The organism is Actinoplanes sichuanensis, from assembly GCF_033097365.1.
Taxonomy (GTDB): domain Bacteria; phylum Actinomycetota; class Actinomycetes; order Mycobacteriales; family Micromonosporaceae; genus Actinoplanes; species Actinoplanes sichuanensis.
In genome coordinates this window covers 8619142-8638255 of sequence record NZ_AP028461.1, presented here as the reverse complement: position 1 = coordinate 8638255, position 19114 = coordinate 8619142, and the positions used below count along the sequence as shown (strand labels likewise).

The 19114-nt window shown below is 71.1% G+C and carries 11 protein-coding genes; 6 read left to right on the top strand and 5 right to left on the bottom strand.

What is annotated here, in order from left to right; all coding sequences use genetic code 11:
- The first annotated feature begins 9 nt into the window (after positions 1 to 9).
- From Q0Z83_RS39605 to purE, 3 genes are all read left to right on the top strand, one after another.
- Positions 10 to 1995, top strand: coding sequence for a thioredoxin domain-containing protein (locus Q0Z83_RS39605; RefSeq protein ID WP_317788490.1), 1986 nt, complete (start codon positions 10 to 12; stop codon positions 1993 to 1995).
- Between the two features lie 149 nt (positions 1996 to 2144).
- Positions 2145 to 3287 (top strand): 5-(carboxyamino)imidazole ribonucleotide synthase, encoded by a 1143-nt coding sequence (locus tag Q0Z83_RS39600; protein ID WP_317788489.1) that lies wholly within the window; start codon positions 2145 to 2147, stop codon positions 3285 to 3287.
- The gene (gene purE / locus Q0Z83_RS39595) at positions 3288 to 3785 is read left to right on the top strand and encodes a 5-(carboxyamino)imidazole ribonucleotide mutase (protein WP_317788487.1); all 498 of its coding nucleotides are present in this window, start codon (positions 3288 to 3290) and stop codon (positions 3783 to 3785) included.
- Position 3786: 1 nt separating this feature from the next.
- Here purE and Q0Z83_RS39590 read toward each other — a convergent pair whose 3' ends face one another.
- Positions 3787 to 8898, bottom strand: coding sequence for an SCO7613 C-terminal domain-containing membrane protein (locus Q0Z83_RS39590; RefSeq protein ID WP_317788486.1), 5112 nt, complete (start codon positions 8896 to 8898; stop codon positions 3787 to 3789).
- Between the two features lie 228 nt (positions 8899 to 9126).
- Here Q0Z83_RS39590 and Q0Z83_RS39585 point away from each other — a divergent pair, with 228 nt between their 5' ends.
- The gene (locus tag Q0Z83_RS39585) at positions 9127 to 10281 is read left to right on the top strand and encodes an acyl-CoA dehydrogenase family protein (protein ID WP_317788485.1); all 1155 of its coding nucleotides are present in this window, start codon (positions 9127 to 9129) and stop codon (positions 10279 to 10281) included.
- Positions 10282 to 10657: 376 nt separating this feature from the next.
- On the opposite strand, the gene Q0Z83_RS39580 is transcribed toward Q0Z83_RS39585, so the two are convergent.
- Positions 10658 to 11425: a hypothetical protein gene (locus Q0Z83_RS39580; protein ID WP_317788484.1), complete on the bottom strand. Its 768-nt coding sequence runs from the start codon at positions 11423 to 11425 to the stop codon at positions 10658 to 10660.
- Between the two features lie 241 nt (positions 11426 to 11666).
- On the opposite strand from Q0Z83_RS39580, the gene Q0Z83_RS39575 reads away from it, so the two are divergent.
- The gene (locus Q0Z83_RS39575) at positions 11667 to 15029 is read left to right on the top strand and encodes a CARDB domain-containing protein (protein WP_317788482.1); all 3363 of its coding nucleotides are present in this window, start codon (positions 11667 to 11669) and stop codon (positions 15027 to 15029) included.
- Positions 15030 to 15068: 39 nt separating this feature from the next.
- Here Q0Z83_RS39575 and Q0Z83_RS39570 read toward each other — a convergent pair whose 3' ends face one another.
- The gene (locus tag Q0Z83_RS39570; protein ID WP_317788481.1) at positions 15069 to 15740 is read right to left on the bottom strand and encodes an HAD family hydrolase; all 672 of its coding nucleotides are present in this window, start codon (positions 15738 to 15740) and stop codon (positions 15069 to 15071) included.
- Positions 15741 to 15745: 5 nt separating this feature from the next.
- Positions 15746 to 16759, bottom strand: a complete 1014-nt coding sequence (locus tag Q0Z83_RS39565) for a 3-oxoacyl-ACP synthase III family protein (RefSeq protein WP_317788480.1) — start codon at positions 16757 to 16759, stop codon at positions 15746 to 15748.
- 430 nt (positions 16760 to 17189) lie between these two features.
- Here Q0Z83_RS39565 and Q0Z83_RS39560 point away from each other — a divergent pair, with 430 nt between their 5' ends.
- The gene (locus Q0Z83_RS39560; protein WP_317788479.1) at positions 17190 to 17939 is read left to right on the top strand and encodes an AfsA-related hotdog domain-containing protein; all 750 of its coding nucleotides are present in this window, start codon (positions 17190 to 17192) and stop codon (positions 17937 to 17939) included.
- A 149-nt stretch (positions 17940 to 18088) separates the two neighbouring features.
- Here the strand turns inward: Q0Z83_RS39560 and Q0Z83_RS39555 are convergent, their stop codons facing one another.
- Positions 18089 to 19111, bottom strand: coding sequence for a beta-ketoacyl-[acyl-carrier-protein] synthase family protein (locus tag Q0Z83_RS39555; RefSeq protein ID WP_317788478.1), 1023 nt, complete (start codon positions 19109 to 19111; stop codon positions 18089 to 18091).
- Positions 19112 to 19114: the final 3 nt, after the last annotated feature.

Here is a 19114-nt window from a genome sequence, read left to right as displayed (position 1 = left end):
TCTGGGGGCATGGCCAACCGTCTCGCTGATGCCACCTCGCCCTATCTTCAGCAGCACCGGGACAACCCGGTCGACTGGTGGCAGTGGTCGGCCGAGGCGTTCGAGGAGGCCCGGCGGCGTGATGTGCCGGTGCTGATCTCGGTGGGCTATGCGGCCTGCCACTGGTGTCACGTGATGGCTCACGAGTCCTTCGAGGACGAGGGGATCGCGGCGCGGCTCAACGCGGCGTTCGTGGCGATCAAGGTGGATCGGGAGGAGCGGCCCGACGTCGACGCCGTCTACATGACCGCCACCCAGGCGATGACCGGGCAGGGCGGATGGCCGATGACGGTCTTCGCCACCCCGGACGGCCGGCCGTTCTTCTGTGGCACCTACTTTCCGAAGGACCAGTTCGCCCGGCTGATCTCCTCGGTCGAGGAGGCCTGGCGCGACCAGCGGGAGGCGGTCGTCCAGCAGGGTGCCGCGGTGGTCGAGGCGGTCGCCGGCGCCCAGCTCGTCGGTGGCCCGACCGCGCCGATCTCCGCCGAGCTGCTCGCGGCCTCGGCCTCCGGCCTGGCCAAGGAGCAGGATCAGCTGTACGGCGGATTCGGCGGCGCCCCCAAGTTCCCGCCACACATGAACCTGCTGTTCCTGCTGCGCCACCACGAGCGGACCGGTTCGGCCGAGGCGCTGGAGATCGTCCGGCACGCGTGCGAGCGGATGGGCCGGGGCGGGCTCTACGACCAGCTGGCCGGTGGTTTCGCGCGGTACTCGGTGGACGCCACGTGGACGGTGCCGCACTTCGAGAAGATGCTGTACGACAATGCGCTGCTGCTCCGGGCGTACACCCGGTTGTGGCGGATCACCGGTGACGTCTACGCCCGCCGGATCGCCGACGAGACCGCCGCGTTCCTGCTCCGTGACCTCGGTACCCCACACGGCGGTCTGGCGTCGGCTCTGGACGCGGACACCGACGGCGTCGAGGGTCTGACGTACGCGTGGACGCCCGCCGAGCTGATCGGGGCGCTCGGCGAGGAGGACGGCACGTGGGCCGCCGATCTGTTCCGGGTCACCACCCGGGGCACGTTCGAGCACGGGAAGAGCGTGCTGGTGCTGGCTCGGGACATCGACGAGGCAGACCCGTCACTGGTGGAGCGCTGGCGTGCCGTACGGCGGCGGTTGCTCGCGGCGCGTGACGAGCGCCCGCAACCGGCCCGCGACGACAAGGTGGTCGCCTCCTGGAACGGCCTGGCGATCACCGCGCTGGCCGAGCACCCGGCGGCGGAGTCCCGGGCGGCGGCGGTCGCGCTCGCCGAGGTGCTGGCCGAGCGGCACATCGTCGACGGCCGGTTGCGGCGGGTCTCCCGGGACGGTGTGGTCGGTGAGCCGGCCGGGGTGCTGGAGGACTACGGCTGTGTCGCGGAGGGGTTCCTCGCCGTGCACCAGCTGACCGGGGAGGGCCGCTGGTTGGACCTGGCGCGGCAGCTGCTGGATGTGGCGCTGGCCCGGTTCGGCAACGGTCAGGGCGGGTTCTACGACACCGCCGACGATGCGGAGAAGCTGCTCACCCGACCGGCCGACCCGACCGACAACGCCACCCCGTCCGGTGCTTCGGCGATCTGCGCGGCTCTGGTCGGCTACGGGGCCCTGAGCGGCGAGACGACCTACCGGGAGGCGGCCGACTCGGCGCTGGCGACGCTCGGGCCGCTGATCGAGGGGCACCCGCGCTTCGCCGGATACGCCGCCACCGTCGCCGAGGCCGCGCTGGCCGGGCCGTTCGAGATCGCGGTGGCCACCACCGACCCGGCGGATCCGCTGGTGGAGGCCGCGCACCGGCACGCGCCGGGCGGCTCGGTGATCGTCGTCGGCATCCCGAACCAGCCAGGTGTACCCCTGCTGGCCGACCGCCCACTGACCGACGGTGCCGCCACCGCCTATGTGTGCCGCGGTTTCGTCTGCGACCGCCCGGTCACCACGCCGGCCGACCTCGTGGCCCGCCTGCGGCCGACGTCGTGAACCCCGGGGACTCGGGACAGCTCTGCGGGCCGGCCGCCGGTTCGCGGTCGCGGCCGTAGGCCGGGGGCGGGGTGGTTGCGGTTGGGGAGGTGTGGCCGTACCACCGCGATTTGGGGGTTGATCTGCGGCGTCGCTAGGCTGGCCTGGCGATGGATACCCGAACCGGTCTGCCTGTAGTCGGCATGGTGGGGGGCGGGCAACTGGCCCGTATGACCCACCAGGCCGCCATTTCTCTCGGCCAGTCACTGCGCGTGCTCAGTGAGAAGCCCGATGACAGTGCCGCGCTGGTCGCGGCCGACGTGCCGATCGGCACGCACACCGATCTCGCCGCTCTGCGTGAGTTCGCGAAAGGGTGCGACGCCGTCACCTTCGACCACGAGCATGTGCCGACCGAGCACATCGAGGCGCTCGAGGCCGAGGGGGTGAAGATCTTCCCGGGGTCCAAGGCGCTGGTCTTCGCCCAGGACAAGGGCATGATGCGGGAGCGTCTGGCGTCGCTGGGGGCACCGGTGCCACGCTGGGCCCGGGTCGCCACCGGCGAAGAGATCGAGACGTTCGCGGGCGGGTCCTGGCCCGTCGTGGCCAAGGCGACCCGCGGGGGTTATGACGGTCGCGGGGTCTGGATGGTCGGTTCCCGCGAGGCCGCCGACGACCTCGTGTCGACAGGCATCTCGCTGATCGTCGAGGAGAAGGTGCCGTTGCGGCGCGAGCTCGCCGCCCTGGTCGCGCGGTCGCCGTTCGGGCAGGTCGCGGCCTACCCGGTGGTCGAGACGGTGCAGCGCGACGGCATCTGTGTCGAGGTGATCGCGCCCGCGCCCGATCTGTCCGACGAGCGCGCGCTGGAGGCGCAGCAGCTCGCCATCGACCTGGCCACCTCGCTCGGGGTGGTGGGTCTGCTCGCCGTCGAGCTGTTCGAGACCGACGCCGGCATCGTGGTCAACGAGCTGGCCATGCGCCCGCACAACTCCGGCCACTGGACCATCGAGGGCGCCCGGACGTCGCAGTTCGAGCAGCATCTGCGGGCCGTCCTCGACTATCCGATGGGTTCGACCGCGCTGGCCGCCCCGTTCGTGGTGATGGCGAATGTGCTGGGTGGCGAGCCCGGCGGCATCTCCATCGACGAGCGGCTGCACCACCTGTTCGCCACCGACCCCGGCGCCCGGGTGCACCTCTACGGCAAGCAGGTCCGTCCGGGCCGCAAGATCGGTCATGTGACCGTGCTCGGCGACGATCTGCTCCAGGTGCGCGCGCGGGCGGTTCGCGCCGCGAAGTGGCTTCAGGAGGGTGTGTAGATGAATCCCGTCGTCGGCATCATCATGGGCAGCGACTCGGACTGGCCGACCATGGAGGCGGCCGCGGTCGCTCTGGCCGAGTTCGACGTCCCCTTCGAGGTCGGTGTGGTCTCCGCACACCGGACCGTGAAGAAGATGGTGGACTACGCCGAGTCGGCCGCCGACCGGGGCATCCGGGCGATCATCGCCGGGGCCGGCGGGGCCGCGCACCTGCCGGGCATGGTGGCCGCGCTGACCCCGCTGCCGGTGATCGGTGTCCCGGTGCCGCTCAAGCACCTGGACGGGATGGATTCGCTGCTGTCGATCGTGCAGATGCCGGCCGGGGTGCCGGTGGCCACCGTGTCGATCGGTGGGGCGCGCAACGCCGGCCTGCTCGCGGTCCGCATTCTCGGGGCCTCGCACCCGGAGATCCGCCAGCGGATGGTGGATTTCCAGGCCGGCCTCGAAAAGCTGGTCGCCGAGAAGGACGCGGCGCTGCGCGACCGCCTGATGGGTTAGCTCACCGCATCTTCGACAGCACCTCGCGGAACTCCTGGGTGCGCCGGCGATTTTCGCTCGACGCGCCCAGGAACAGCAGCACCACACCGACCGGGATCAGCATCAACCAGGGGCCGCCCACGGTGAAGGCGAAGGCCAACGCCGCGACCACGGTGGCCACCGTGCCGACCACCACGGGCGCCTGCTGACGGGTGCGCGAGCCGATGATCAGCGTCACCACCGCCCCGAGCAGCAGGAGCACCGCCCGCAGGTCGCCGCCGTTACCGGCGATCACGATGCCCATCGTCGGCACGAACGCGGCCAGCAGCGCCGGGCCGTACGCCGCCCAACTGCTCAGATCCGGCCGGTGATGCGCCTCCACGATGCCGACCGCCAGGGCGAGAGCGGCGAACGGCAGGGTGTACGCCTCCGGCAGCCCCACCTCGTTGAGCGAGATGAACAGCCACCAACCGGCGATCTCGAACCCGACCGCCACCCAGAACAGCGTGCGCCGCTGGCTCGCCGTACGGTCCGGCCGCGACGCGGTCAGGCCCAGCACCGCACCCCACGCCGCGAGCAGCGCCGCCAGATGGACAGGCGAGTGCAGGGCCAGCGCACCGGCGACAGCCGCCGACGCGTAGCCGCTCCACTCCACGGTGATCGCCTCGGCCCGGTACTGCGGCAGCCCGAGCCGGGGCAGCGCCGCCTCCAGCGACAGCAGCCCGGCGCCGACCGCGAGCACCCCGAACGCCGCCCAATGCCGTTCCAGCCCGGCCGAGATCGCCACCGCCATCACGAACATCTGGCCCATCACCGCGGCGAACAGCCAGCCCAGCAGCCGGGCCGACTGGTTGCGCCCGGCCAGCGCCGCGACCAGCCCGACACCCACCGCGCTGCCCAGCGTGAACACCGTCAGCGACTCCAGCGCGAGGCTGCCGGCCAGGCCCGCGCCACCGGCCAGCAGGCCGATCACGAAAACCACGGCCCGGGTGGTACGCAACAGTGGCGCCCGGTGCGCGACGGGCGGCGGAGTGAGCGCCAGCCCCAACATCGAGATGGTGAACACCACGAGCGCCGCACCGGTGGCCGCCGGGAATCCGGCGCCCAGTGCGATCGGTGTGATCAGCAGGGTCAGGGCCAGCCCCGGCAGGATCACCGGAACCGCCTCGGACACCTTCCCGCCGAAACCGACGGCGGCGAGCGCGGCGGCGCCGGTCAGCAGGATCGCGGCCAGGGCGCTGGTGCCGTCCACGTTGCCGGCGGCCGGGTCGGTCAGCGCCGGGATCGGGCCCTCCCAGATCGCCCGCAACTGGCCCAGCGGATCGAACAGCGCCGCCCGCAGGGCCGGGGCCAGCGAGAACAGCGCCAACACGGTGGGTAGCAGGGCCAGCATCACGGCGCCCGTGGCCGGGTCGGCGAGCCAGCGCTCACCCCAGCCGGACCGCCGCAGCCGCATCGAACGGCTGGCCGCCGGACTGTCGTCGAACGGCGCGACCCGTGGCAGATCCGACGGTGCCGGCGGAACCGCGGCCCGCAGCATCTCGGCGAGCACACCGACCAGGGCGGCCGCCGCCGCGTAGAGGGCCGTCGGATAGTCGGTCGGGATACAGGCCACCGCGGTCACCGTGGCGCCGAGCACCACACCGATGGTGGCCCACGGCAGATACTGCGGAAGGAACCGGCTGAGCGCGGCCAGGATCGCCAGGCCCAGCGTGGAACCGGCCAGCGCCGCGCTCAGTACCGCCTCGATGCCGTGCCCCTGGTCGGCGGTGAGCGCGGCCAGCAGACCGGGCAGTGCCAGCAGCACCGAGCCGGTGGCCGCGCCGCCGATCTGCGCCCGATGATGCGGCAGCACCCGATCCGGAGCCCGATCCGGCGCCTCGTCCATCTCGGCGGTGTCGTCGAACGTCGTGGGCGGCGCTTTCACCGGGATCCGGGCGGCCGCCGCCACCAACACTCCGAGCAGCACGATCACCAGCAGGGCGAGTGCGGTCGACCAGGGCCGGGCCAGGCCTGCCGAGGTGGCGTGCAGCAGCACCACGGCAGCCACCCCGGCCCGGGCGCGGGCCGAATGCGGGTCGGTCGCGGCTACGGCGGCCAGCGCGTACGCGACCGCGACCGCCGTGCCCACCAGCAGCGGCGACCACCAGGGCAGGCCGAGCGCGTACGGCGTGCAGATCGCGGCCAGCGCGGCGGCCAGCCCCGATGCGTACGGCGACCACGGTCTCGGCATCGCCATGGCCGCCGTGATCGCGATCGCGACCAGGGCGAACGGGGCCTGCCAGGCACCCGGCGGCGCGGTGGTCGGATAGGCGGACAGGTCGGCGGCCCACAGCGGCCCGGGCAGCGACAGCACCTTCAGCCCGCCGACCACCGCCTGCCAGCCGGCGATCGCGCCGACCACCAGGGCGGCGATGCCGAGGCCACGGGCCGGGCCGGGCCGCCAGTCGTCCGGCAGGATAGTCACTCCCATGCCGACCAGCAGCACCATCACACCGGCGACGGCGAGCGGCGCGTCCGGGAAGGCCAGTGCGGCGACCCGGGCCAGCGCGCCGCAGATCGCCACGGTGGCGGCCGCGGCGGCGATGTCCGGGCCGTCCAGCACCCGGTCGGTCCGCCCCCGGTTGTCGATCGACTTGGCGAAGAAGAGCAGGAGAGCCGCGCCGAGCAGCAGCGCGCCCACCCAGATGTCGGGTGCGGTCGCGCCCGGGGCGAAGAGCGCGGCCAGCGCCATCGCCATCGCGCCCAGCCCGGTCCCGACCGTCATCGGCAGGCTGATCTCCCGCCGCGCCACCTGGAACACGGCCGCGTAGCTGAGGGTGCCGGCGACCGCGAGGAAACCGGCGGCCAGCGCCGGAACCGTCGAGCCGGCGGTCGGCGGCGGGCCACCACCAGGGTCGGAGACGGCCAGTGCCGCGGTCACCGCGGCGCCGGGGATGGCCAGCGCGGCCGCGCCCGACGCCCAGTCGCCGATCACCCAGGCGAACAGTCGCACCGGGATCTGCCGGGCCGCGATCGCGACCATCACCCCGGCCCCGGCCAGTGCGGTCAGCACGGCCGCGGTCAGCCAGGACGCGCTCAGCGCGGCACACGCACCGAACAGGCCGACCACACCGGCCGCGGCCACATGGGTCGCGGCGGTCCGCAGCGTGTTCGCCCAGAGGCCGGCCGCGCCCAGGCCGATCGACGCCAGCACCAGCGGCCACGGGGCCTCCGACCAGGGCAGCCCCAGCGAGGCGGGCACCGACAGCGCGGTCAGGGCGATGCCGATCACCGCACCCTCGTGCCGGATCGTGTCGGGCAGCGCCAGGGCCGCGGCGATCGTCATCAGCAGCGCGCTGAAGGCCAGCAGCCAGCCGGACGGGCCGACCGCCTCGGCGAGCTTCTGGGCGTACGCCGCGGTGTCCGCGTCCCAGATCGGGCGGGCCGCGGCGACCGGTGCGACCGCCGCGCGCAGCACGTCGACCCCGACGACCAGACCGAGAAGGATCAGTGCACCGGTCGACGCGTACTGCGGACCGGACCGGGCCGCCGCGGGCAGTAGACCGATCACCGCACCGGCGATCGCGACGGTCGCGGCGGCGGCCACCACGCTCCAGTTCGGCGCCACCACACCGGCGATCCGGGCCATCGCGCCGATCACCGCCAGGGTGAGCACCGCGCCCGCCACGTTGATCGCGGTCGGCTGCTTGAGCAGGCGGGCGGCGGCCACCGCGGTCAGCGCGGCGGCGATCAGGATCAGGCCGGACCGCAGCGCGTCACCGAGCACCTGGGCCTGCAGCAGCGCCACCGACGAGTAGAGCAGCGCGCCCGCGGACGCGATGCAGAGCAGCGCGAACGTCAACTCCCGGAGCCAGTCGGCGGACGGCGGGACGGCCGGCGGGGCCAGCGGCATCGAACCGGCGGGCGGCGCGCCCTCCGGCCGCGGCCCGGGGAAGATCCGGGTCGGCAGCCAGCGGCGACGCGGTCGGTTGAAGCCGGAAATGATCAGATCCGGCTCCTCCTGGCGGGACTCCGGCCGGGGCGGGGCGTCCGCGGCGTACGTCGAGGGGTCGGCCGGATCCGCGACGCGGTCGGTGTCGGCGTCGGCGAGCGACTCGCGGTCGGCGGCCACCGGCCGCCCCAGCGGCCAGCGCGGCACGAGCCGCCCAGCCCGGATCACCCGGGTCAGAAGCAGCAGGTCGAGGAGGGCCACGGCGGTCAGCGCGAGGCCCCAGCCGGCCGGGCTCTGGATCATGGGGTACGCCAGGAGCGGCGCGACCGGCTGTGTGGCGATCACCGTCGCGTACCGCGGAGCGGCCAGTCGCGTGGCCCCGGCGTAGACGAAGGAGGCCACCGCGGTGATCGCGAACGTGATGCCCAGGTAGAGAGCGGTCGGCACGTCCCCGCCGGTCAGCGGGCTGTCGTGCAACGCGTACAGCGTCATCGGGAGCAGGATCAGCCCGATCGCGGCGATCGTCTCACCGGTCGAGGTGAGCCCGCGTTTGGCCACGCCCGGGGCCACCGACAGGGCGATCCCGGTGGACAGCGCCAGGATCAGCGCCCGCGCGAACGGGTTGTTGACCGCTACCGTGGCGAAGACGACCGCCGCCACGCCGAGCAGCAACGCGCCCAGGACCAGCAGAATGTTCTGCACCGACTGGGTGGACGCCTCGGGCGGGTGCTCCATGGTGGCCAGTGGCGGGCGGCGCGGTGGTGGTTTCGGCCGGGGCTCGGGCCGCTCGGTCGGTGGAGGATCGTCGACCAGCAGCGCGGCGCCGTCGGTGGCGACCCCGGGCGGCCCGGTGTGCGCGGTGCCCGGCTCGGCCCAGTCCGGCGGCGGGCCCGGCCGGCGGGCCGCCGGGCGTGGCGGCTCCTCGGCCTGGACCGGAGCCGGCTCACCGGGCCGGGGTGGTGGTGGGAAGTCGACAGGCTTACGGCGAGCCGCGGTACGCCTGGTCTTGGTGCCCTTCGCACGCTGCTGTTTCTGCGCGTGCGCGAGGATGTCGCGCTGGAACAACGCGGCCTGGAGCTTGCTCGCGATCTTGGTCCGCTCGGCGGCGGCCTGCATGTCGCGAATCTTCAGGTCGGATATGGAGGCGTCGATGCGAGCCAGTTGTTCGTCAACGTGATCGGGCTCGTCAGCCTGCGCCACAGGACCTCCTCGACCGTCCGGCCGCTGTCTGTAGTTAGAGCATGCCTTTCCGGCACCTCATTAGAACAGTCTCAACCGGGTGGAGATCTGTGGAAACGGCCCCGAACCCGGCGGTTTCCCCGGGTGCCCTGGTCAGGCCGCGATATTCGGCACACTCAGGACTGTTGCCCAGCCCACGCTACGCACCGGTAACATTGCCCCGGGACGACCTTAAGGATGGTTAAGGGCATGGCTGATTTCGACGTCTACCAGCTTCCGGAGGACCACGAGACGATCCGCGCCGCCGTGCGTGAGATCTGCGACGCGCGGGTCGCTCCGCACGCCGCCGAGGCCGACGAGACTGGTGAGTTCCCCAAGGCGTCGTATGACGCCCTGCGCTCCTCGGACTTCCACGCCCCGCACATCCCGGTGGAGTATGGCGGCGCCGGTGCGGACGCTCTCGCCACCGCGATCGTGATCGAGGAGGTGGCCCGGGCCTGCGCCTCGTCGTCGCTGATCCCCGCGGTCAACAAGCTCGGCACGATGCCGCTGATCATCGCCGCCTCGGAGGACCTCAAGCAGCGCTACCTGAGCAAGGTCGCCGCCGGGGAGGGCATGTTCTCGTACTGCCTCTCCGAGCCCGAGGCCGGCTCCGACGCCGCCTCGATGACCACCCGCGCGGTCCGCGACGGAGACCACTGGGTGCTCAACGGTGTGAAGCGCTGGATCACCAACGCCGGCGTCTCGGAGTACTACACGGTCTTCGCGGTCACCGACCCGTCCGCCCGCTCCCGCGGCATCTCCGCCTTCGTGGTGGAGAAGTCGGACGAGGGCGTCAGCTTCGGCGCCCCGGAGAAGAAGCTCGGCATCAAGGGCTCGCCGACCCGCGAGGTCTACTTCGACAACGTGCGCATCCCGGCCGACCGGATGATCGGCGAGGAGGGCACCGGCTTCGCCACCGCGATGAAGACCCTCGACCACACCCGGGTCACCATCGCCGCGCAGGCCATCGGCATCGCGCAGGGCGCGCTCGACTTCGCTCTGGGGTACGCCAAGGAGCGCAAGCAGTTCGGAAAGGCGATCGCCGACTTCCAGGGCCTGCAGTTCATGCTCGCCGACATGGGCATGAAGCTGGAGGCGGCCCGCCAGCTCACGTACGCGGCGGCCGGCAAGAGCGAGCGCGGTGACGCCGACCTGACCTACTTCGGCGCGGCCGCGAAGTGCTTCGCCTCCGACGTGGCCATGGAGATCACCACGGACGCGGTCCAGATCCTCGGCGGCTACGGCTACACCCGCGACTACCCGGTCGAGCGCATGATGCGCGACGCCAAGATCACCCAGATCTACGAGGGCACCAACCAGGTGCAGCGCATCGTGATGGCCCGTCAGCTCCTGAAGGGCTGAAAGAAACACTCGGCGCGGGGCCGGCCGCTGCCGGCCGGTCCCGTCCGCCGTCCCAGGGTGTCGCGCGTCAGGATCTCTTCCAGGCCTGGAGGAGTTCGGCGGGGCCCGTAGGCCGCGCTCAGGCCGGTGTGGGAGGCCGCCGGTCACCAGAGCCGCGTCGAAGGCCTCGGCCGGGGCCGACCGGAGGATCCCCTCGAAGGCGTCCACTCGATCGACCAGGTAGGGCACCTCGTCGATCACCACAACACTCGGCCGGACGCGGTGAAGAAGACCGCGGGCACGCCCGCGCGGTCGACGAACGCCTCCTCCCGAAAGCGGTCAGATAGTCACGACAGCGATACTTTCATCAAAGAAAGTATCGCTAGCGAAACTATCTTCAGCGCCGACTCGGCCTGTCGGAGGGAAGGCGCTCGGTGTAGAACACGCTGGCGCGGAGATTCCGGGTCTGCTCCTCGGTTAGGGAGTCCAGAGCTGGTGGGGCCGGGGTCCGGGCGAAGTGTGGCCGGAAGTGATCGCGCCTTTCGGGCCAGGTCATCACCACGACGCTGAGCAGGGTCACGCCGAGGATCAGCGACAGGAACACGAAGTCGAAGACATCGACGAACAGGCCGTCCGGGTGTGTGCCCCACAGCATCGGCACCGCCCATGGGAACGGCAGCACCAGGGCGACCGTGGCCGCCGTCATCTGCAGGTAGTCGCCGGGGTTGTGGTGCGCCCACCGGCTCCGCAGCCACTCCGGCACGCCGAGCCGTACATCCTGGTCGTGCAGGAAACCGGCGTGCGGCACCTTCAGCTGGTTGAGTGCGGCCGGCTCCTCCCGCCGACTCAGTGCCTCCAGTAGCGCGATCTCGACCGGATGGTCCGGCGGCACGTCCGGCCCGCCGTCCGCGGGTGTCGACAGCAGCCCCTCCGCGTCGATCCGCACCCGGGCGTCGAGCAGCAGCGCCGCCGCGGCGGCCCGGTTCATGTCGGCCGTGCGGCCGATTCTGCCCATCGCGTGGTACGGGTCGATCTCCACTGCCGTGACGCGGGCCGCCGCTGTCCGGCGATCGACCTGGTCGCGTGCCTGCCAGCAGACGGCGAACCCGGCGAACACGAGTGCGGTGCTCCAGGCCAGCACCTCGAAGTAGTCGCCCAACGGCATACGGCACCTCCCACCACTGTGGCCGACTGTATGGCCGGGCACCAAGCCGGACCACCGCTCTGCACGTTCTGGACGCAGAGCGTTGACGAACCGATGACACATCTGAAACATTGAATGCCTCGGCATGCAAAAAGTAAGCAGCAAGACGAAAATTTTGCACTGCCGGGTCCCTTCCCCCCCTCGGCGTGGCGGCGCCCCCTGTTGGACGACCCCTGCGCCGGTCCGACAGGACGGACCCCTCATGAAGGCGATAACCCTCAGCCGGCGGCTGGTCGGCGTGGCCCTCGTGGCCGCTCTGGCCGTCTTCGGCCTCACCCCGCAGGCCGCGCACGCGGCCGGTGGGCCCAACCTCGCGCTCGGCAGAGCGACGAGCGCGAGCGGCTCGCTCGGAGCACAGCCCGCCTCGGCCGTCAACGACGGCAACCCGAACTCCTACTGGGAGAGCCCGAACAACGTCTTCCCACAGTGGATCCAGGTCGATCTCGGCGGCAGCGTCGCGATCGACCAGGTGGTGCTGAAGCTGCCGCCGGCGTCTGCGTGGGCCACCCGCACGCAGACCCTGAGCGTGCAGGGCAGCACCGACGGCTCCGCGTTCAGCACGCTGTCGGCGTCCGCGGGCCGGGTCTTCAACCCGGCCACCGGCAACACCGTCACGATCAACTTCACGGCGACGACCATCCGGTACGTACGTGTGCACATCACCGCGAACACCGGCTGGCCGGCCGGTCAGCTGGCCGAGCTGGAGATCTACGGTGTGGCCGGCCCGGTCGACCCGGACCCGGAGCCGCCGGCCGGTGGCGACCTGGCCGCCGGTAAGGCGATCGAGGCGTCGTCGGCGGTCTTCAACTTCGTGGCCACCAACGCGAACGACGGCAACACCGGCACCTACTGGGAGTCGGCCGGCTTCCCGTCCACGCTGACCGTCAAGCTCGGTGCCGACGCCGAGGTGACCGGCCTGGTCGTCAAGCTCAACCCGGACACCGCCTGGGGCCCGCGGACGCAGAGCATCCAGGTACTGGGGCGGGCCGGCACCGCGACCACGTTCACCGAGCTGAAGGCCCGTGCCGACTACGGGTTCAGCCCGTCCGGCAACCAGAACACGATCACCATCCCGATCAGCGGGCGGGCTTCGGACGTACGCCTGCAGATCTTCAGCAACACCGGTGCGCCCGGCGGCCAGGTCGCCGAGCTGCAGGTGATCGGCGCCTGGGCGCCGGCGCCGGATCTGGTCGTCACGTCGGCCACGTGGAGCCCGGCGAACCCGAACGAGACCTCCGCGATCACCCTGACCGCCACCGTCCGTAACTCGGGCACCGTGGCCGCGGCCGCCACCAAGGTGGACTTCAAGCTCGGCGGCACCGTCGTGGCCGGTGCGGACGTGCCCGCACTCGCCTCCGGAGCCTCGGCCACCGTCACCGGCAACGCCGGAACCCGGCCGCAGGGCAGCTATATCGTGTCGGCCACCGCCGACCCGGCGAACACCGTGGCCGAGACGAACAACGACAACAACACCTTCACCGCGGCCTCGCCGCTGGTCGTCGGCCAGGCGCCCGGCCCCGACCTGCAGGTCACCGCGATCAACATGAACCCGGCCAACCCGGCGGTCGGCGCCGCGGTCAGCTTCACCGTCGCGGTGCAGAACCGCGGGATCGACGCCGCGGGCGCCAGCACCACCCGGGTGGCCGTCGGCGGAACCACTCTCACCGGGGCGACCTCGGCGATCGCGGCCGGCGCCACCACCACCGTCACCATCGGCGGTACCTGGACCGCGACCAGCGGTGGCGCCACCGCCGTGGCCACCGCCGACTCGGCCGGTGTGGTCGCCGAGACCAACGAGAACAACAACACCCTGTCCCGGTCCATCGTGGTCGGTCGGGGTGCCGCCGTGCCGTACGTCTCCTACGAGGCCGAGGCCGCCCGCTACCAGGGCACGCTGCTCCAGGCCGACCCGCTGCGCACGTTCGGGCACACCAACTTCGCCACCGAGTCCAGTGGCCGCCAGTCGGTACGCCTGAACAGCACCGGCCAGTTCGTCGAGTTCACCTCGACCAACCAGGCCAACTCGATCGTGGTCCGCAACTCGGTGCCGGATTCGGCGAGCGGCGGCGGCCAGGACTGGACGATCAGCCTCTACGTCAACGACGTGTTCACCCGGAAGCTGACACTCAGCTCACGCAACAGCTGGCTGTACGGCACCTCCGACGACACCGAGTCGCTGTCCAACAGCCCGATGGCCGACGCCCGCCGCCTGTTCGACGAGTCGAACGCGCTGCTGGGCCAGTCGTACCCGGCGGGCACCCGGTTCAAGCTGCAGCGCGACTCGGGTGACGCGGCGAGCTTCTACATCATCGACATGATCGACCTGGAGCAGGTGGCCCCGGCGCTGAGCCAGCCGACCGGCTGCGTCTCGATCACCACCTACGGCGCGGTCGCGAACGACGGGCTCGACGACACGGCGGCCATCCAGCGGGCCGTCACCGACGACGAGAACGGGGTGATCCCCTGCGTCTGGATCCCGGCCGGCCAGTGGCGTCAGGAGCAGAAGATCCTGTCCCCGGACCCGACCCGTGGCCAGTGGAATCAGAAGGGCATCCGGAACGTGGTGATCCGCGGCGCCGGGATGTGGCACACCCAGCTCTACTCGAACACCCAGCCGCACCAGGTGACCGGCAACATCAACCACCCGCACGAGGGCAACGTCGGCTTCGACATCGACGACAACACCCAGATCTCCGACCTGGCGATCTTCGGCAACACGCAGAACCGGGCCAACCGCGGTCACGGCCTCAACGGCCGGTTCGGGAAGAACACGAAGATCAGCAACGTGTGGATCGAGCACGTCAACGTCGGCGCGTGGGTCGGCCGCGACTACTCGGACACGCCCGCCTACTGGAACCCGGGTGACGGCGTCGAGTTCACCGGCATGCGGATCCGCAACACCTTCGCCGACGGCATCAACTTCTCCAACGGCACCCGGAACTCGCGGGTCTTCAACTCCTCGTTCCGGACCACGGGTGACGACGCGCTGGCGATCTGGGCGAACCCGTACGTCAAGGACCAGAACGTGGACATCAACCACGACGACCACTTCCTGAACAACACCGTCCAGCTGCCGTGGCGGGCGAACGGCATCGCGATCTACGGGGGGTACAACAACAGCGCACAGAACAACCTGGTGTACGACACCGCGAACTACCCGGGCATCATGCTGGCCACCGACCACAGCCCGCTGCCGTTCTCCGGTACCACGCTGCTGGCCAACAACGGGCTGTACCGGACCGGTGGGGCGTTCTGGAACGAGGACCAGGAGTTCGGCGCGATCACTCTCTTCCCGTCCACGAAGGACATCACCGGCGTCACCATCCGGGACACCGACATCATCGACTCGACCTACGACGGCATCCAGTTCAAGAACGGCGGCGGCAACATGCCGAACGTCACCGTCACGAACGTACGCATCGACAGGTCGAACAACGGCGCCGGGATCCTGGCGATGAGCGGAGCCCGCGGTAACGCGGTCCTGTCCAACGTCCAGATCACCAACTCGGCCGACGGCGACATCGTCATCCAGCCGGGTTCGCAGTTCACCATCTCGGGCAGCTGATCCACGGGTGTGCGGGGGCCGGACGGTCCCCGCACATCACTATGCCGCGGCGCAGGTGGTGGCGGCGAGGATCGGCCAGCCGGCGCGCTCGGCGACCGCCGTCAGATCGGGGTCGCCGCCGATCACCGTCGGGTGCCCGACCTCGGCCAGGAACGCCAGATCGCTGGAGTGGTCGCCGTATCCGAAGCAGCGTGCCGGGTCGGCGCCCCGGGCGGCGATCAGCCCGAGCACCGCGGACCGTTTGTTGTCACCGATCATCGGCACGGCCACCTCGCCGGTGAGGCGGCCGTCGCCGTCCAGCAGCGGTTCCGTGCAGAGGATCGTGTCGGCGCCGAGGTGTGCGGCGATCGGGTCGAGACAGGCCCGGAACGAGCCGGAGACCAGCGCGACGACGTGCCCGGCGGCCTGGTGGAACCGGAGCGCGGCGATCCCCTCGGCGAGGAACGGCTCGGGACGGGTGCGCAAGTCGGCGTACCAGCGCTCGCCCTCGGCCAGCAGCCCGCTCCAGTTCGACCCGGCGAAGAGCCGGTAGTAGGCGCGGTTGATCTCGTGGCGGGGCACCCCGGCGGCGGCCGCCCGGCGCAGCGCCCCGGCTTGCTCGTCATAACGCGTGCCGTCGTCACCGTCGGCGGCCAGGTGGAACCGCAGGAAGTCGAACATGCTCTTGGTGTCGACGAGGGTCTCGTCCACGTCGAAGAAGGCGATCGTCATCCCGGTCACCACCGGACCAGGCTCATGCCGACCGCCATGCCGCCACCGAACGCCACGAGCAGCACCAGTTCGCCGCGCTCGACGTGGCCGGCCCGTACCGCGGCATCGAGAGTGACCGGCACCGAGGCGGCACCGGTGTTGCCGTATCGGTCGACGGTGCGGTGCACGGACGCGTGCGGCAGCCCCAGATCGGCGGCCAGGTCGTCGAGCATCCGCCCGTTCGCCTGGTGCGGCACCACGTGCCGAACCTGTGCCGGATCCACCCCGCTGTCGGCCAGGAACCGCCGCACCAGGCCGGGCACGTGGGTGGCGACATAGTCCCGGACGGCCCGGCCCTTCATGGTGAAGAACTGGTCGCCGGCCGCGATCGCGTCGACGGTCAGCGGGGCCCGGCTGCCGCCGCCCGGCACCCCGATCAGGTCGGCGTGGTCACCGTTGCTGATCAGTCGGTGGGCGAGCACCCCGGAGCCGTGCGGCACCGCGCCCACGATCACCGCGCCGGCGCCGTCACCGAACAGGATCGTGGTACGCCGATCGGCCGGGTTGAGGATGCGGGAGTAGACGTCGGCCCCGATCACCAGGGCCCGGGAACCCTCCCGTCCGGCCAGGAATCGCTCCGCGGTGCCCAACGCGAAGACGAAGCCGCTGCACACCGCGTTGAGGTCGAAGGCGGTGGCCCCGACGGCCCCGAGTTTCGCCTGCACCAGGGTTGCGGTCGGCGGCTGCGGGTGGTCGGGCGTGGAGGTGGCGACCACGATCAGGTCGATGTCGGCGGCGGTCAGCCCGGCCTGCCCCAGTGCCCGCTGCCCGGCCATCGCGGCCAGGTCGGAGGTGGCCTCGGTGGGCGCCGCCCACCGCCGGGTGCTAATGCCCGTCTTACCGAGGATCCACTCGTGGTCGACTCCGGCCGGGCGGCCGACGTCGTCGTTGCCGACCTCACGTTCCGGCAGGTAGGAGCCGGTGCCCAGGATGCCGGCCGGAGCGGGTCCGGCCCGGCGGCCGGTGATAACGGTGCGCATAGCGTTCCCCCGAATTGATCGAATTTGCTTCCGGCTGCAAATACCCGGATTTGTTTTCTTTATTGTCTGATCGGCCGGTCGAACGTATCCAGTGGCGTCGGTGAGGGTCAATCCCGATGTCCGGAAAGCGATTGTGACCGGGCGCACACGGCATTGTAGGATGTGTCACCTCTGCGACCGCTCAAGTGTGTTGACACTCAAAGAGAAGAGCCGATACGTTCGGTCCGAACGCGACTGTGGCCGACATCTTGGGGGGCGGCCCGGCGGAAATCGGGGGATATCTCATGCGAGTCGTTTCGTCCTAGTGGACAAGCAGTCCCAGTCAGCCGGTGGCCGAGTGGCCGGCCGGTTTCCTGTCATGCCTTTCGCGCGCGCCGAGTCGATTCCGGCGGTGCGAGGACGAGCCTGTTCATTTCAACTAGGAGTCATCGTGCGAAAAATCTGTATCGTCGGCGACCGGTTCCGTGGTCTGGAGCAGCACGAGCGCGTCAGCACGCTGAGCGGCTTCACCCGCTCGCTCGGCAGCGGCGCCCTGGATTCGCTGGACGAGGACCTGGTGCTGGTCGCCGGGGACGGCGTCGGCCGCTACGAGTGGGACCACCTGGCCGAGGCGCTGGCCCGGCGCGGTCTGGAGGACCGGATCACCATCGAGGCGCGCGACGAGCCGCTGGTCCGCCGGGGTGAGGCGCACAAGCACCGGGAGACGAACATCCTGGTGGCGGGCCTGCATCGGGTCGCCGAGGGGCACTTCGCGGCGTCGCTGCGGGTGCACAACGACAATGAACTGCTGCTCGACCACCAGACCGGTCAGCACACGCAGGGCATGGTCTCGGTCGAGGCGGCGCGGCAGATGTTCCTGGCCGTGACCGAGCGGTTCTACGCCAGCGCCTGGCCGCAGAACCACTACTACTACGTGCTGAACTCGATGAACGTCACCTTCGAGAACTTCCTGTTCCCGATCGGGGCGACCCTCGACCTGCACGTCGAGCGGGCCGACGTGGCACGGCCCGAGCGTCTGGCGATGACCGTGCGGGTCGACGTGTCGCAGGCGGGCCGGCGTTGCGCGTCGGTCGCGATCGAGTACACCGCCTTCGAATCGTCGGTGGTGGAGAGCAAGGAGACCAGGCGCGCGGCGGCCGCCGTCGACGTCGTGCTCGACCGGCGGCTGGTCACCGCCTGACCGTCAGCGCACCTCCGGCGTCGCCGGGTGGAATCGGCCGAGACCGGTTCCACCCGGCGACGCCGTTTGTTTCACCGATAATGTCGAAGCGATTCGAGAATGCCGGGCGGTAAACAGTCACGGACCATTTACCACCCGGAAATGAAGGCTCAGGAGGAGAGTGCCGCGATGCTGATCGTGAATCCGGCTCCGGCGCTGATGAAAATGTCGGTCCGGGGCTTATCGGCGGCCGTCTGGGCGTCCGCGATATTGGCGATCAGGTCACCCGCCCCGAGATGTCCGGTCATATCACCGAGACGCCGCTGCGGAAGGTCGGTCAGTGCGGCCACGGCCGGGGCGTAGAGCGAATCCAACGTCGCATTCATGAGCCGGGGCAGATAAACCACCCCGTCGGCGGTCCGGCCCTGACCGGCGAGGTCGGTGAAGACCCTGGCGAGCAGTTTGCCGACCATGCCGCGCATCGCCTCGGCCAGCGAATCACCGCCGTGCTCCTGCAGATAGCGACGCTTGGTCGCCTGCACGTCGATCGGCCACGCGGCGGCCGGGGCGGCGTCGACCGACGCGTCGACCGGCCGGTGCATGCTCTCCAGGTGCGGCAGAGCTCCGGTGTGCAGGCTCAGCAGGGTGCTCGACGGGCCGTCGATCGGGGCCGGATGATCGGCGGAGACGGCCAGCATCGCGGTCCCGGCGTCGCCGTAGAGCACGCCGTAGTCACCCGACCAGCGGTCGAAGCCCGGGCCGCGGAACGCGTCACCGGTGCAGATCAGCGCGGTGAACGGGGCGCCGGCCCGGGCCGCCCGGTCGGCGAGGTGCACCGCGGCCCCGGCGCCGTTGCACATCTGCTGGAGGCCGATCGGATTGGCCGAGGTGAGCCCGGTCCGGTCGGCGAGCGCGTGTGCGGGCGACCAGAAGTGCGCCCCCTGGAAGTAGGTCCAGGCGTAATACAGGTCCTCGACCTCGGCCGCCGGGTGACCGGTGCGTTCCAGAACGGTCCGTGCCGCGGCGGCCGCCAGGTCTATCGGGCTGCCCGCGGTCGCCGGCAGGGCGGTCGACGGGTCGACCTCGGGATGCCGGCCGCGCAACCGGCCCTCGGCGATCGCGGTGGACAGGGTGTCGGTGGTGGCGGGCAGTTCCAGTGTCGCGGCGTGCAGCCGGAGACGATGCGTGGTCATGGT

Bases quoted from the DNA above. Each gene is read 5' to 3' on its own strand.
- Q0Z83_RS39600 (WP_317788489.1), top strand. From the start codon at position 2,145: ATGGATACCCGAACCGGTCTGCCTGTAGTCGGCATGGTGGGGGGCGGG.
- Q0Z83_RS39575 (WP_317788482.1), top strand. From the start codon at position 11,667: ATGAAGGCGATAACCCTCAGCCGGCGGCTGGTCGGCGTGGCCCTCGTG.
- Q0Z83_RS39570 (WP_317788481.1), bottom strand. From the start codon at position 15,740: ATGACGATCGCCTTCTTCGACGTGGACGAGACCCTCGTCGACACCAAG.
- Q0Z83_RS39605 (WP_317788490.1), top strand. From the start codon at position 10: ATGGCCAACCGTCTCGCTGATGCCACCTCGCCCTATCTTCAGCAGCAC.
- Q0Z83_RS39585 (WP_317788485.1), top strand. From the start codon at position 9,127: ATGGCTGATTTCGACGTCTACCAGCTTCCGGAGGACCACGAGACGATC.
- purE (WP_317788487.1), top strand. From the start codon at position 3,288: ATGAATCCCGTCGTCGGCATCATCATGGGCAGCGACTCGGACTGGCCG.
- Q0Z83_RS39565 (WP_317788480.1), bottom strand. From the start codon at position 16,759: ATGCGCACCGTTATCACCGGCCGCCGGGCCGGACCCGCTCCGGCCGGC.
- Q0Z83_RS39555 (WP_317788478.1), bottom strand. From the start codon at position 19,111: ATGACCACGCATCGTCTCCGGCTGCACGCCGCGACACTGGAACTGCCC.
- Q0Z83_RS39580 (WP_317788484.1), bottom strand. From the start codon at position 11,425: ATGCCGTTGGGCGACTACTTCGAGGTGCTGGCCTGGAGCACCGCACTC.